At 34.8% G+C, this 14,067-nt stretch carries 11 protein-coding genes and 4 pseudogenes; 5 read left to right on the top strand and 10 right to left on the bottom strand.

The window, feature by feature from the left end; translation table 11 throughout:
- Positions 1-109 precede the first annotated feature (109 nt).
- The 6 genes from AC1DKZ_RS09375 to AC1DKZ_RS09350 form a co-directional block, all read right to left on the bottom strand.
- Positions 110-337: a TetR/AcrR family transcriptional regulator gene (locus AC1DKZ_RS09375; RefSeq protein WP_476996077.1), complete on the bottom strand. Its 228-nt coding sequence runs from the start codon at positions 335-337 to the stop codon at positions 110-112.
- Between the two features lie 594 nt (positions 338-931).
- On the bottom strand, positions 932-2,260 hold the full coding sequence (locus AC1DKZ_RS09370) for a YjiH family protein (protein WP_476996076.1): 1,329 nt from the start codon (positions 2,258-2,260) through the stop codon (positions 932-934).
- Positions 2,261-2,385: 125 nt separating this feature from the next.
- Complete coding sequence (locus AC1DKZ_RS09365) at positions 2,386-3,264, bottom strand: aminoglycoside phosphotransferase family protein (protein ID WP_476996075.1); 879 nt, start codon at positions 3,262-3,264, stop codon at positions 2,386-2,388.
- Positions 3,265-3,287: 23 nt separating this feature from the next.
- Positions 3,288-3,749 carry a DUF2691 family protein gene (locus AC1DKZ_RS09360; protein WP_476996074.1) on the bottom strand — a complete coding sequence of 154 codons (462 nt, stop codon included), beginning with the start codon at positions 3,747-3,749 and terminating at the stop codon, positions 3,288-3,290.
- Between the two features lie 232 nt (positions 3,750-3,981).
- Positions 3,982-4,416 (bottom strand): ferritin-like domain-containing protein, encoded by a 435-nt coding sequence (locus AC1DKZ_RS09355; protein WP_002142369.1) that lies wholly within the window; start codon positions 4,414-4,416, stop codon positions 3,982-3,984.
- A 194-nt stretch (positions 4,417-4,610) separates the two neighbouring features.
- Positions 4,611-5,792, bottom strand: a complete 1,182-nt coding sequence (locus AC1DKZ_RS09350) for a YhgE/Pip domain-containing protein (RefSeq protein WP_476996073.1) — start codon at positions 5,790-5,792, stop codon at positions 4,611-4,613.
- 170 nt (positions 5,793-5,962) lie between these two features.
- On the opposite strand from AC1DKZ_RS09350, the gene AC1DKZ_RS09345 reads away from it, so the two are divergent.
- On the top strand, positions 5,963-6,580 hold the full coding sequence (locus tag AC1DKZ_RS09345; protein ID WP_002084688.1) for a TetR/AcrR family transcriptional regulator: 618 nt from the start codon (positions 5,963-5,965) through the stop codon (positions 6,578-6,580).
- Positions 6,581-6,635: 55 nt separating this feature from the next.
- Here the strand turns inward: AC1DKZ_RS09345 and ppsA are convergent, their stop codons facing one another.
- Together ppsA and AC1DKZ_RS09335 are read right to left on the bottom strand one after the other, a co-directional pair.
- The gene (ppsA, locus tag AC1DKZ_RS09340) at positions 6,636-9,242 is read right to left on the bottom strand and encodes a phosphoenolpyruvate synthase (RefSeq protein WP_476996072.1); all 2,607 of its coding nucleotides are present in this window, start codon (positions 9,240-9,242) and stop codon (positions 6,636-6,638) included.
- Positions 9,243-9,362: 120 nt separating this feature from the next.
- Positions 9,363-9,678, bottom strand: a pseudogene (locus tag AC1DKZ_RS09335) (YolD-like family protein).
- A gap of 293 nt (positions 9,679-9,971) precedes the next feature.
- On the opposite strand from AC1DKZ_RS09335, the pseudogene AC1DKZ_RS09330 reads away from it, so the two are divergent.
- The 3 genes and pseudogenes from AC1DKZ_RS09330 to AC1DKZ_RS09320 form a co-directional block, all read left to right on the top strand.
- A pseudogene (locus AC1DKZ_RS09330) lies at positions 9,972-10,205 on the top strand (sulfotransferase family 2 domain-containing protein); the annotation flags it as partial.
- A gap of 143 nt (positions 10,206-10,348) precedes the next feature.
- Positions 10,349-11,122: a sulfite exporter TauE/SafE family protein gene (locus AC1DKZ_RS09325; RefSeq protein WP_375371240.1), complete on the top strand. Its 774-nt coding sequence runs from the start codon at positions 10,349-10,351 to the stop codon at positions 11,120-11,122.
- Positions 11,123-11,163: 41 nt separating this feature from the next.
- The gene (locus AC1DKZ_RS09320) at positions 11,164-11,961 is read left to right on the top strand and encodes a sulfotransferase family 2 domain-containing protein (protein WP_219303001.1); all 798 of its coding nucleotides are present in this window, start codon (positions 11,164-11,166) and stop codon (positions 11,959-11,961) included.
- A 160-nt stretch (positions 11,962-12,121) separates the two neighbouring features.
- Here the strand turns inward: AC1DKZ_RS09320 and AC1DKZ_RS09315 are convergent.
- A pseudogene (locus AC1DKZ_RS09315) lies at positions 12,122-12,613 on the bottom strand (Y-family DNA polymerase); the annotation flags it as partial.
- Positions 12,614-12,790: 177 nt separating this feature from the next.
- On the opposite strand from AC1DKZ_RS09315, the pseudogene AC1DKZ_RS09310 reads away from it, so the two are divergent.
- Positions 12,791-13,144, top strand: a pseudogene (locus tag AC1DKZ_RS09310) (YxeA family protein); the annotation flags it as partial.
- A 116-nt stretch (positions 13,145-13,260) separates the two neighbouring features.
- On the opposite strand, the gene AC1DKZ_RS09305 reads toward AC1DKZ_RS09310, so the two are convergent.
- On the bottom strand, positions 13,261-13,971 hold the full coding sequence (locus AC1DKZ_RS09305) for an alpha/beta hydrolase (protein WP_476996071.1): 711 nt from the start codon (positions 13,969-13,971) through the stop codon (positions 13,261-13,263).
- Positions 13,972-14,067 lie beyond the last annotated feature (96 nt).

The following is a 14,067-nucleotide window of genomic DNA, read 5'->3' as shown; positions in this document are numbered from 1 at the left end:
AAGAAATACTCTCCTTTGATTCCTCCCAAAAAACGAGTATTTTACTCATTATTTGTGGAAATTGATCGTGATGAGCAATTACATATTGTACTAATCTTAAAGAACTACTTTATTGAATACAAAATTTCATTTGTTCATATACCATCTTTGAAATTCTCTCTAATGGTGAACCATCGAATTCATGAACTAATGAGAATAGTTTTCTAAAATCTTCAAAAGGTGCTAATACTGCTGCTTCAAACAATTTCTCTTTACTTTCATAGTAATATGCTACACTACCAAAGCTTACTTCTGCCGCCTCTGCTATTTTAGACATAGTAGTCGGAAAATAGGGCAATCTGCTCTGTTAGGTTGATAGGCATATGGAGGTGCCTGTTCAAGGGAATATCTGGATAAATCCCAATAAATACTATATACTAATAAACGGGAGGGGATAAAAATGCTAGATCAAATCACTTGGGGAACGCCAGCCAGCTTATTATGCTTAGGATTCTTTTTTGCAGGGTTAGGAATCTTCTTAAGAAGTATTACGTCATATACGAAAAATAAATAAAAGTTCAGAAAAATAAAAAATTTTCGTTTAGAGGATACTTTAAAATCTTAGATTGATGGGCTTGCAGATTGCCCCCAAAACAAAAAATTGTACATTTTCACCTAGAGATGTAAATTTTCTCGTTTTGGGGTATTTGCTTTTCTTAGCTTGATAGCGATGTGGGAACACCCTGCTTTTAATAAAAAATAACAAACAAAAGAACCCAACCTTTACGGAAGGGTTCTTTTTTATAGCTTTATCTCTTTAAAACTCAGAAATAACTGTTCTCGCATTTATATACCACATGTATATTACTAATATTTTTATCATAAATATTAATTTTCAAATTTACTTTTTTATACTTTTCCAGCTTTCCCCTTTTGATAATACCTTTTCTTTTTAAAGCAACAAATAAGCAATCGGCGTAATAATAAGCAACGTTAAAATCGTTCTTTGCACATATAGAATAATAAGCTCAGATACTTTTAACGGAATATCTGTTGATAATATACAAGGAATTGAAGCGGAGAAAAACAAAATAGATGATACCGAAACAACCGCAATAACAAACTTTGTAACAAGCGGTGCACTTACAACTAAAAGAGAAGGTAAAAACATTTCTGCAATACCAACTGATGCTGCTTTTGCAGCTAGTTCCGCTTCTGGAAGCTGCAGTAACCATGTAAATGGATAGAAAATATAACTAATCCAATCAAATATTGGCGTAAACTTTGCTAAGACGATTCCAATTAGCCCTACTGACATAATCGATGGTAAAATTCCCATTGTCATTATAAATCCGTCTTTTAAATTCACTGCGATATTTTTCATAATACTTGGCGCAGATTTCGATACTTCTAATGCATCTTCCCAAGCTCGCTCTAACATTTTCTCTTTATAAACGGGCTCTGGGAATCCTTCTTTCGTAATATATGTATCTGGTTTTCTACTAAGAGGCGGGATTCTTACGGTGATAGCGGTCACGATGAATGTTACAACAAGAGTAGTCCAAAAGTAAACATTCCATAAATGCATAATGTCTAATGTTTTTGCGATGATGATCATAAATGTAGCGGATACTGTAGAAAAACCTGTAGCGATAATTGCTGCTTCTTTCGTCGTATACTTTCCTTCTTTGTACACGCGATTCGTAATAAGAAGTGCTAGCGAATAACTCCCCACAAAGGAAGCCACCGCATCGATTGCTGAGCGCCCAGGTGTTTTCCATAACGGTCTCATAATCGGACGACAAAACGTGCCGATAAACTCAAGCAATCCGTACCCGACTAATAGCGCTAAAAAAGCCGAGCCGATTGGAACGAGTAAACTTACTGATATAACTAACTTCTCATACAAAAACGGTCCAACATCTGGCGCAAAGAACCAAGCTGGTCCTACTTTCAAACAATATAATATGCCAAAAACAACACCTACTACTTTTAAAATAGAAAAACAAATATCTACGATAGATGCATTCCATTTCTTCGTATAAAATGGATAAATCGCACCAATTACCATAACAAGCAGTGCATAATAAGGTACTACCGAAGGAACCGTAGCTCTTATCCACGATACGATATGATCAATCATAATAGACGAAGCACCGTTTATCGTAACTGGTACGAAAAACATAAACACACCTACTAAACTTGCGAGTATAAACCGAAGTATAATCCCGCTCTCTCGCTCTGTCTTAATTACATTACTTTTTAATTCAATTTCATTCAAAATTCGACACCTCCTATTATCTAAATATTCTGTATAATAATGTCGGATTCCTTCTTTTAATTCTGAATATTTAATCATGCAAAAAAGCCTATTTTGAAATATACAATCAAAATAAGCTTTTTCTATTACCTCTTATAATCATCCACAATTACTTGAATTACACGATAAGATTCTTCTGCTACTTTCTCATTACTATCCCTATTCGCATCATATGTAATTAACGCCTTCCAAAGCGCCCATCCTCTCGCCCTATTCCACGTTTCTTCATCCATTTGTAATACTTCTTTAAATACGTTTCTACTATTCTTATCCAAAAACGTCCATGCCATCGCTGCATCACAAGCAGGATCTCCTACTCCTAATATACCAAAATCAATTACGGCACAAAGCTTTCCATCCTTAACGAGTAAATTCCCTGGTGCAACATCTCCATGAATCCAAACTGGTTTGCGCTCCCACGTTGACTGAAGTGCTAAATCCCAAAGATGCTGTAATAATGTCTCATCAAAAACATCCTTATTATTTTCAATAGCCACTCTCGCTTCTTCATCGTATACAGATATAAGCCCGCCTCGGTAAAAATTATGTTCTCCAGCTATTGGCCCGTTACTCGCATCAATTGATTGTAACTCTATTAAAAATGAGCCTAAGTCCGCCGCAATTTCATCTAAGTCACGTACATTTTCTTTCGTGACTGTCTCTCCCTCGATCCACTTATTAATAGACCAAGGCCACGGATACTCTTCAGTCGGATTCCCTTTCGCAATTGGTGCAGAAATTTGTAAAGAAAGTCCCTTACTTAATATAGGTAACCAAATGTTTTCTTTCTCTACTTGCGGTGCATATGCTGCATCACTTGGCAATCTGACACTCATCTCGTCCCCTAAATGAAACGTTCTATTATCATGTCCGCTAAATTTTACAGGTTTCACTTCTAAATGTGCCCATTCTGGAAATTGTGCCCCTATTAACCTTTTAACTAAATCAGCATTAATATGATTCATTTACTTCCCCCTTTATATACCTATCACACGGATAAACGCGTTCTACCGTCATTTTCGTCTGTAACGTATTCAACATAAAATCCTTGATCAATTGCGTTTTCATACATCAATTCAATCGCTTCTTGGTCTTTAGCGTAAACTGTGACGTATGTACAATCCGCAACTAGTAAAACTAATTCACACTTACTCTCTTTAAATTCTTCATATGTTTCAATATCTACTACTTCCCCTCCTTTTGGATACGCTTTTAAATCTGCAAAAATAACATAATATATATTGTCTTTAAATAATCTTTTCAAATCTGATCCTTCCACTATACTTGGTTCTTCTGGAAATAATGCCTCATCCAATCCACCACGTGCTACTAAGTATGACTCCTCACTCCCCACCCACCAATCAAATGAAGAAATATCAATCGGCTTTAACACTTTCCAAAGTAAATTATCATATTCATTTGGAATATCTACTGTAATTCCTCTTTTCATTTGTTTGCTCCTCGCTTATTTATTTTCGTTTTCATTTCATACATTATATACCTAATTCAACTACTATATTTTGTCGATACCTATGTAACTTGTATTTCACCGCGAAAAAACCGTCCCACTACTTATGAAACGGTTTCTTTCTACTTACATTTAAGTTTTTCATTCAATTATTGCACTGCGTTTTAAAATAATTTCTAATATGTTCAGCACATCAGCCATTCATTTTTAACACTCACTTCGACTTCACAAAATAATATAAAAACCACACTGCATGATTTTGTTCATCTGCAGCTATTCTGCGCAATAACTCTTTCATAGATGCATCTGCTGCTTCATCTGAAATTTCCAAGTAAAAATCTACGGTCTTTTGCTCATCTTGTATAGCGAACTCTAATCCCTGTAAGTACGTATTAGGGCAATTTTCCGTAATCTGTGGCTTCGGCTGTCTGCCAGTTAAATTCGTATAGATTTGTACAAAATGATGAAAATGCCTTATTTCATCATTACGGATTTCAAGAATTTGTTTTTGTTCTACTTGATTTGGAGCCATGTTAGCTAATTTTGCATAGCAGCTTATAGCGCTATACTCTCCGTTTATAGCTTTTTCAATATCACTAATTAGCTTATCATTCTGTCTATACCAATCATCATAATTCGAATTATACATCGTATCCCCTCCATTATTTCACATAACATTTTATGCATTTCGAAATAGTAGGAGCATGTATATATAAAGGGACAGCAAATACTAGTTCTTCACTCACCTTTAAAACATCGAAAAAGCCTATCTATCATTGAATTATTTCCCTATCGATTTCATCACAAAAAACCGTTTCACTACGAGTGAAACGGTTTTTATTTTTAAGCATTTAATTCCGTTTTATGCCCCTTTACTACACTACGTTTTAAAGCTGTTCCAAGTATAATAACCACGCTTACTACACCAATCCAAACGAGTACAATAAGAGGAGTATTCCAAGCTAACCCTTTTCCAAAGAAGAATATTTCTCTAAGTCCTTCAATCATAAATCGCATTGGCAACCATGCGTACACCCAGTCTTGATAAAATGGCGACAACATTTCAGGTGCTAATGATAATAACGGTGCACCGAAGAATAGTAAGAGCGCGAATACACCGATTCCCTTTAGTCCAACTAATGAAAGCACCGCAGAAATCATTAAGAAGAAACAAAAAGAAGTAATGGATAAGAACAAAGCCGTATCCGTGAAATTCGGGATATTTAATCCTACCATTCCATCAGCTATCCATGTAAGACCAAATCCAATTACAAGTGTAGCAATTGCTCCTGTTACTATTTGTTTTAGTTTCAATACGAAGTTCTCTTTTCTTGTATCCACTTGCGTTTTACTTATCGCAATAAAGATAATTGCTGCGCTCGCTAAACTTGCAATCCATAACGGCTGGAATAAAGACATTGGCGAGTTACCGTTCGCACTATTTTTGCCGATTTCATTCACATTTGTCACTTTCTTCGTAATAGGTGTTACTACATTTGAAACTTGGTCTGCTGTTAATGTAGCTCCTTTTGCTTTCAATCCTTCTAATAGTTGTGTACGAACAGTATTGTTCATATTATCAACGATCGCATTTAACATTTGCCCCGCCATAGTTGATGCTGCTGTATTCATTCCTTGATTGATGAATATTTCTACCTCTGGCGAAGATGGCTGTGGTGTTCGTAATGATGCTTGTTTTGTGCTAAAGTCTTTCGGAATAACCAATGCTGCATAATATTCTTGATTATTTAAGCCTTTTTGAACTGCTTCTTTATTTTGTACTTCTACCCACTTTACCGCAGGTTCTTCCTCTGATTTTGATGTCTTTTTCATATTATCAACAATCGTTTGCCCCATATTCATCTTCGGTTGATTCGGAATTTCTACTCCTTGATCCTCATTTACAATTGCGATTGGTAAGTTTTTCGGCTTAGGTTGAACGGTTGGAAATAATGTTAATGAAAAAATAAAAACAACAAGTAGTGCAATAACTGGAGATAACAATAAAAGTTTGTTTTTAAACATTTTCTTTTCTCCTCCTTTAATTTGATTTATAATAACCAACAACGTGTTGTTTATTTATATTTGAATTATATGTTCGAGTTGAACCTTATACAATAATCAAAAATCGTGAATGTGTCGGTTATAAGACACATCCTTGAAATGTGTTGGCTAAAATTAAGGAGGGACATACTTTGCGCGATAGTAATTTAGATTTACGTGTTATTCGTACGAAAACTGCCATACGAAATGCATTAGTGGAGTTAATTGAGGAAAAAGGTTTTGACGCCATTACAGTGAAAGATATTACTACGAAAGCAAACATAAATCGTGGTACATTTTATACACATTACCAAGATAAATTTGATTTAATGACAAAATGCCAAGAAGAAATTATGTATGAATTTTCTAGCATTGCTAAACAGAGATTACCGGAAGTTATTGCTGATCTTGGATCAAGCCCTTCCCCAACAATGCCGTTTATACTTATCGCTTCTATTCTTGAATTTCTAAATGAAAATAGTGATTTTATGAAAGCTGTACTAAGCCCAAAAGGAGATTTATCTTTCCAAACGAAACTGAAAGACTTTATGTGGAAAACACTATTTGAAGATACGAATGGTCCTCTCATTAATAAGGAGAATTTACTTGTCCCAAGCCAATACTTAGCTTCTTATATGGCATCTGCTCATATAGGTGTCATTCAACAATGGTTAAATAATGGACAAAAAGAAACACCTGAAGAAATTGCTCGTATTTTATCAACAATCGCAGTTCATGGACCTTTTTATGCGGCTGGTTTAAAGAAATAAGTCCGCTATATAATAAAAGATCATCCACTATAATAGCGGATGATCTTTTATTTCATTACAACACTTCAATATACCCTTCTGTTCCATGTACCCGAATTCGCTGTCCGTCTTTTATTCGTTTCGTAGCATTCTCTACTCCGACAACTGCTGGTAATCCATATTCACGTGCAATAACTGCTCCATGTGTCATCAGTCCGCCAACTTCGGTGACTAACCCTTTTATAGACACAAACAATGGTGTCCATCCAGGGTCAGTAAAGGCAGTAACTAATATATCTCCATCTTCTAAATTCGCATCTTCCATGTTTAAAATAACGCGAGCTCTCCCCTCAATCACTCCTGAAGAAACGGGCAAACCTACAATCGCGTCAGCCGGGAGATTTTCTCGCTTGTACTTCCCAGTAATGATTTCTCCATCAGACGTGATAACACGCGGAGGCGTTAGTTTTTCATATAATTTGTACTCATTTTTCCGTTTATGAATAACCACGTAATCTAGTTTATTCGTAAGGACAACTTCGTGAAGTTCTTCAAAAGTTAGATAGTATATATCTTCTACTTCATCAATAACGTTATTTTGCACGAGTTGCTCAGCTTCTTTCAATATTGCCTGCTTATATATGAAATAGCGATTAATCATGCCGTATTTTGGGTATTCACGATAACCGATAAAATTCCGGATGTTACGAATCATTCGCTTCGTTTCTTCTACTTTTTGTTTACCATCCGGCAAGTGCTGCAATCGATCTAATAACTCTTCTTCTTTTTTCAAAGCTTCCTGCAGTCCTTCTTCAAACTTCCGCTTACTCGCCCCCGCTTCAAAGTCTCTTATATTATTTAAAATCATCGGGATAATTGTGGTTGGCTTTTCACTCCAGCGCGTTTTCGTAATGTCAATTTCTCCGCTACATCTCATTCCGTATTTATTTAGAAAAGCATAGATTGCATCTCGTGCTTTATCCCCGCCTTCAAACTTAACTAGCTCATCTAAAAAGCCATCATCTTCTACATGCTGTAAATACGCAATGACTTTTGGATATGGCCTAATCGCATCTGCAACGTCCAGTAATGCTAAACCCATTTCTGACGTAATATTATTTTGTACGGATTGAGAAAGCGTGTCTGCTGCATTTTTTTCACCTAGCCATTGCTCCATCTTTTCATTGATCCATGTTGAAGCATCCATACCTGCCATAATGACGGCTATACTTTGTGGGTTGAATAATACTGTTCTTAATTGCTGGATGTCTTCCAAAATAAAATCAAATACATCCACCCCTGATTTTGTTTGCATATTTCGTTTTAACTCTTCAAGTGATGCTTGACTAGTCTTTATTAAATTCGTAACGATTGCCGGATCGTTTTCGATTTGTGGTTGTGAGCTTGCAGGTGGTCCACTTTTACCAACACTCTTTTCTTTTTCATCATCTGGTAACACTTTAATAAAATCATCTCGCTCGACTACAGTTGTTAATGCATCTCGTATGAGCGGATCAGATTTTCCTAAAGTGTTTATTAAGAAATCTCTGCTAGCAGGTGAAGCTAATCTTTGTGTAGCATCAACAAATAGCCTGCCTCCCGCTTTACGCATAGGAGCACTAGTCGTTAACAGGAAAAAAGATAATCCTAGTGGTTTCATCGCATCGGTCATCATTTGCTGATGACCAACCGATATATACACATGATTTCCCTGATCATTTGCTTCTGGAATTGGATACAAAGTCGTAATCGGCCTGCTTTGGACAATATAAAATGTATCATCAACTAAACACCATTCAATATCTTGCGGACAGCCAAAATAAGCTTCGATCTGCCTTCCTATCTGTGCTAGTTGTAAAATTTTTTGTTCAGACAATGTTTGAAGCTTTTGCTGAGCCGGCTCAATCTGCCCTGTCTCTGTTCCGCCCTCTTTTAAAGCATAGATAGCTAATTTTTTAGTTGCGATCATCTTTCCGGTGATTTCGCCTTCTTTTACTTTATAATTATCAGCACATACTAAGCCTGCTACTAATGCCTCACCAAGCCCAAAACTGGCATCAATTGATAACACCTTTCGGTTAGAAGTAATTGGATCAGCAGTAAATAAAATTCCCGAAGCCTCAGGGAAAACCATTTTTTGAACGACAACACATATAGAAACTTGATTATGTTCAAAATCATTTTGCATGCGGTACATAACTGCTCGCTCTGTAAATAAAGAAGCCCAGCACTTTCTTACATGCTGCAAAATCGCTTCTTTTCCGATTATATTTAAATACGTATCTTGTTGACCAGCAAACGAGGCATATGGTAAATCTTCAGCAGTAGCACTAGAACGCACTGCATAAGCATGTTCATTTCCAAAACGTGAGAGATAATGAGCTACCGCTTCCACTACATCAGAAGGGATTTCTACTGCCATAATGGTTTCTCTAATCTTCCTGCTAATTTCACCAATTTGAGCTCGGTCCTCAAATTTTAGCTTTGTTAATTGATTCAACAAAGCTTGAAACACTTCATTCTGTTCGATGGCCTTTTCATATCCTACCGTTGTAACACAAAACCCTTCTGGCACTTGTATCCCTTGAATATTTGATAATTCCCCTAAATTCAATCCTTTTCCGCCGACGAGCGAAAGCTGCGTTTTTTCTATTTCCTGAAAATCGAGAACGAAAGAACTCATGTAACATCTCTCCTTACTTTGCATGTGTTCTTGATTGTAGCAGTAGTAAATACGAATAAACAGTCTATTTCGAACTTGATTTACATGATATAATTAAGTTAGGAAGAGATATTTCCCCCTCTAATTCACCTCAATTACATCACCAAACTTAAACATTCTTTTATTATGAAAAGCATCCGTAATCCGCACAAGTAATCGTCTCATTTATTGGATTACTATCAACTACTGTTATGTAATTTTTATATAGATAGCCATCTTTATAATATGTAAGTAAAACCTCTTCTTCACCTAAAAATGAACATAGCAGCTTATTTTCAATCATTTCCTTTGCATCTTGCGTTAAGATTGGACGCGGGACTTTCATTTGTTCACTTATAATTTCTTTAATAACTGCGAACTGTTCTGGCATACTGGCAAACGGTTGCCACTTCACCATATTATCAAGACATTTTTCAAATTATTGTAGCTATATTAATCCCTCTATCTTTGTACACATATCTTCATACATAATTCTCCTTATAACAGATTTCTATATTTTAAAATTTGATAAGTAATTATTACGTTTCGATATGCTTAGAAAATTCAGGTACATATATAAGTTATTTTTAATACACTGGGATTTTATATGCAAATGAGTACCTTTACAGTAATGTTTAAATACAATGGTATGAGTAGTTACGATTATATTTAAGTGTTCGTTATAACTACCAGTATGAAATATCATAAATAATGAAGGACAATGTTAAAGAATTGATTGGGTGTGGCGAACGGATTCCACATTATCATAAGGATTTCCCTATAATTTTATTTTGGAGTCACAGAAGCTGTTGCACTTCCCTGCCGAATTGGTTTTTCTTCCAAATTGGGTTATATGAGGAAGTAATGAAATATGCACCTTTCATTCATTACTATGAATCTGAAATATACAAAAATAAAATTGATTACTACACAAATTTAGAAATATATAATGACGATTTTGAAGCATATGGATATAAAAAGAATGAAATTAATTTTTAACTAATATACCTATAACCCCCACTATGCATAGAGTCTCTTTAAAAACGAAAACCACTATTAAAAGCCAGCGGTATGGAAGGGGAATTACAATGAGTATTTCTATTATAATGATGGGCTTCATCATAGGGGGATTGGTTGGAGTAACAGGGATAGGTGGGGCCGCATTACTGACTCCATTTCTTCTAACATTAGGTATAAGTCCTTCTGTAGCTGTTGGAACTGATCTAGTATATAACTCTATTACTAAAATGTTTGGAATATCCCAACACTGGAAACAGAAGACCATCAATTTTAGACTAGTAAAATATCTAGCTATTGGGAGTATACCTAGTGCAATTATCGCAGTAGTAACGATTCATTTCTTACCGATCTTTCACTATAGTCGAGAAGGAATTATAAAGTATATATTAGGATATGTTCTAATCCTTGCGGCAATTTCTATTTTAATAAAGGCATTTTTCTATAATGAATCTACACAAAATTATTTTCAAAGACAGACTATGGTACAAAAAAAGAGCCTAACAATTCTTATTGGTGCAATACTCGGTTTTATCGTGGGACTTACTTCTGTGGGGTCAGGCTCTTTATTCGCTATTGCAATGATATATTTATATCAACTGAGACCATCCGAGTTAGTAGGCACAGATATTACACATGCTTTTTTATTAGTGACGGTTGCAAGCATACTAAATATGAATTTAGGCAACGTAGATTATCTCTTGTTAATTCATTTACTCATTGGTTCTATCCCAGGTGTCATACTTGGTAGTAAATTCTCCACTAAGATTCCCGTTAAACCCCTTCAAATATTTCTAGCTATCATTATTGGTGTTAGTGGACTAAAGTTAGTTATCGCTTATTAAAAAAAATTTATGCTTTTGCTATATAAGAATGGAGGTTCAAAATGGATCATACAGAACTATATAATTTTATATACAAGCAAGGGCGTGCCCCTCATTTCCATAAAGATTTTCCCCTAATCTTATTTTGGAGCCAAAAAAGCGGTTGTACTTCGCTAGCCCACTGGTTTTTTTATCAAATTAATTTATTTAAAGAAGCGATAAAATACAACCCGTTCATTCACAACTATGAGTATGAAGTATATAAAAACTCTACACATTATTTAGCACAATTAGCTAGTGGATTACAAACTAAAGAGAAGAATACTTACAAACTAGTAAGAAATCCTTATAGAAGAGCAGTAAGTTCTTTTGTTGCTCTGATTCCGCCACCAAATTTTGAGAATCCCGCATGGAAACCCATTCGACAATTTTTGTATGGTGATGAAACCTGCAATAAACCCATTTCCTTTAAACTATTTTTGTATTATTTAAAAGCACACATGACCAAATTAGATCAAGTAGATCCTCACTTTACACAACAATATATACAAGGAGAAGAGGAATTCGTTACGAACTATATTTATCTAGAAAATTTCAACACAGGAATTTCGAAACTAGAAGAAGTATATAAATTAAAAAAATCACCATTAGATCTGTTATCAAAGGCTTGGCATTATCAAGAGAGTAAGATGATTTACAAAGGAGTTTATGCAGACGGTGATATCACAACCCCTCTTTTCCCACGATTACCTACTTATGATAGTTTTTATGATGCAGAAACAACTCAGTTGGTTCAAGAAATATTTGCAAAAGATTTTAATATGTATCATTATGATTTAAATTCTTTTCTCTCAAAATAAAAGTGTTCAAAGCCACTGGCTCTATTAAGTGTTTTATCTTAAAACTGATACGACAACATCACATATTTATAAATTTTCATACACTTCTCCTAATTCTTTTTTTAGTTGTGTTTTTAAGTGCTCATTTTCACTTTCTAATAGCTTGTTCTTATGTTTTAAAAGCTACTTTACTCAATAATAAGTTTGGCCCAATACCAATCGTAAATTCGAGCCGTGTACGTTCATATATTTCTCGCTTGAACTTTAATGCGGATTCGCACGGATTACTCGCAAATAAATGAATACTTGCGGTCATATCCATGAAAAACTCATCAATACTATATTGATGAAAATCTTCCGGTGCGACATACTGTTAAGCTAAACCCGTTATGTAATTTGAACATTTCACATACGTATGCATAATTGGATTCACAATAATATTATCTTGCCGCTTCGGTATTTCATACAAACGAGCCATCTTCTTTATTCCTAACGCTTTTAATGGCGGTGTTGCTGCCAATACGATCGATCCACTCCGATTCACATCTCCTACGACAGCCAATTTTGTATAACGTGGATCAAGTCCTTTTTTAATACATGATACGCTCGCATAAAAGCTACGAAGATCTACACAAAGAATAATGCGATTTGGTAAAAGAGAATAATCATGCAAGGTTATCACTCCTATCAAAAGAACATTCGTTCTTTTGATAGGTATTTTCATGAAAATTTTGGTTAAAATAACCTTACTTTTAAAATTTTTTTAAGAAAAACTTAAGGAATTCCCCTCTATATTCATAAGAAGTTTTTTCTATACTGAAAATGTAAATACATAAAAGGAGAAACAATTATGAAGAAATTTGTACTTTGCATAATAGGAATAAGCCTCCCTATATACTTACTACCTTTCATATTACGCGGGGATTTGGACAAATTTAATCCGATTGCTGAAGAAAAAAATGTATACGCCATTGCGAAAGGATATGGCGTTCCGGATTATCATCATAAAGGAAGAACTATGTACTCACTAAAAGGCGTTGATGAATCAAGAAATGAGAAAGAATATACAGTAGGAACTAGCACCCCTAATGATTTTATAAGAAAAACTTACTTGAAAATTCATGTGAAAGGAAAGTATGTCTATTCTTACGACGTTATTTCTGAAAAGGAGATTCCCGAGAAAATAAAGGACCAATTGGAAATAAAAGAGCCTACTCGTATGAGCTGGCTCTTTATTACCTCTTCCACCTACCATTGGGCCATCTCCCTTAACACACTTGAGGAAAGAGAATTCTTTCAATAAATTTATTAAATTAATTATCATTGTTTTAATATCCATTGTTCAATTGCTTTCACTGTTTCATCTCGTTGTGCTTTTGGCGTAATTAAGCTGGCATTATCACCCTTTTGTTCACCATACATGCCAAAATTAGCATGATTGCCCCCTTTTATCATGTGCATAGTTGTATTCTTTGACATTAACTTTTTACTGTTCTCTATTTTTTCTACAGTTGCTAAAGCATCTACTTCCCCATAAATTGATAACATTGGCATCGATTTAGTAGAGAAATTATCTGCAGGATAAGAGCCTAAGAAAATGATCCCGTCTACCTTATCTTCATGTTGAAAGGCATACTTAGAAATCATAGCTCCCCCCATTGAATGTCCAGCAACATACCATTTTTGAACTTCAGGATACTTTTCAATTACACTGTCTACCACATTTATTCCAAATATCGCTAAGTTTAATGGTAACTTAGGCATCACTACAAAATGTCCATCTTTTGCAAGATCTTCCCCTAAGTAACTATAAGCTTCAACTTCTACTTTAGCTCCTTGATAAAAAATAACCCCTATTTTAGCATCTTTCTCTCCAAAAACTATATTCTCTTCATCTTTTTTATCATCTACTAACGACAAAGCCTCTTTCGTTGGTTTATAAGTAAACTGAGACCAAACAAAAAACGTAATACTTCCCATAAGTAAAATACCTAGTAAAGAGTACAGAAAAATTCTCATCCACTTCTTCACATATATGACCTCCCTAAGATATATATATTCTATATTTTAGATTATCATTAATAAACATAAAAACTCGAGCATTTTTATTATACTCAAGTTTTTATT

Source organism: Bacillus sp. 05T21 (genome assembly GCF_056396785.1).
The sequence above is the reverse complement of the archived record's forward strand: the minus strand, read 5'-3'. Positions and strand labels throughout refer to the sequence as shown.

Coding starts and splice junctions, on each gene's coding strand:
- AC1DKZ_RS09365 (WP_476996075.1), bottom strand. CDS start 3,264: ATGAATCATATTAATGCTGATTTAGTTAAAAGGTTAATAGGGGCACAA.
- AC1DKZ_RS09360 (WP_476996074.1), bottom strand. CDS start 3,749: ATGAAAAGAGGAATTACAGTAGATATTCCAAATGAATATGATAATTTA.
- AC1DKZ_RS09355 (WP_002142369.1), bottom strand. CDS start 4,416: ATGTATAATTCGAATTATGATGATTGGTATAGACAGAATGATAAGCTA.
- AC1DKZ_RS09350 (WP_476996073.1), bottom strand. CDS start 5,792: ATGTTTAAAAACAAACTTTTATTGTTATCTCCAGTTATTGCACTACTT.
- ppsA (WP_476996072.1), bottom strand. CDS start 9,242: ATGAGTTCTTTCGTTCTCGATTTTCAGGAAATAGAAAAAACGCAGCTT.
- AC1DKZ_RS09325 (WP_375371240.1), top strand. CDS start 10,349: ATGAGTATTTCTATTATAATGATGGGCTTCATCATAGGGGGATTGGTT.
- AC1DKZ_RS09320 (WP_219303001.1), top strand. CDS start 11,164: ATGGATCATACAGAACTATATAATTTTATATACAAGCAAGGGCGTGCC.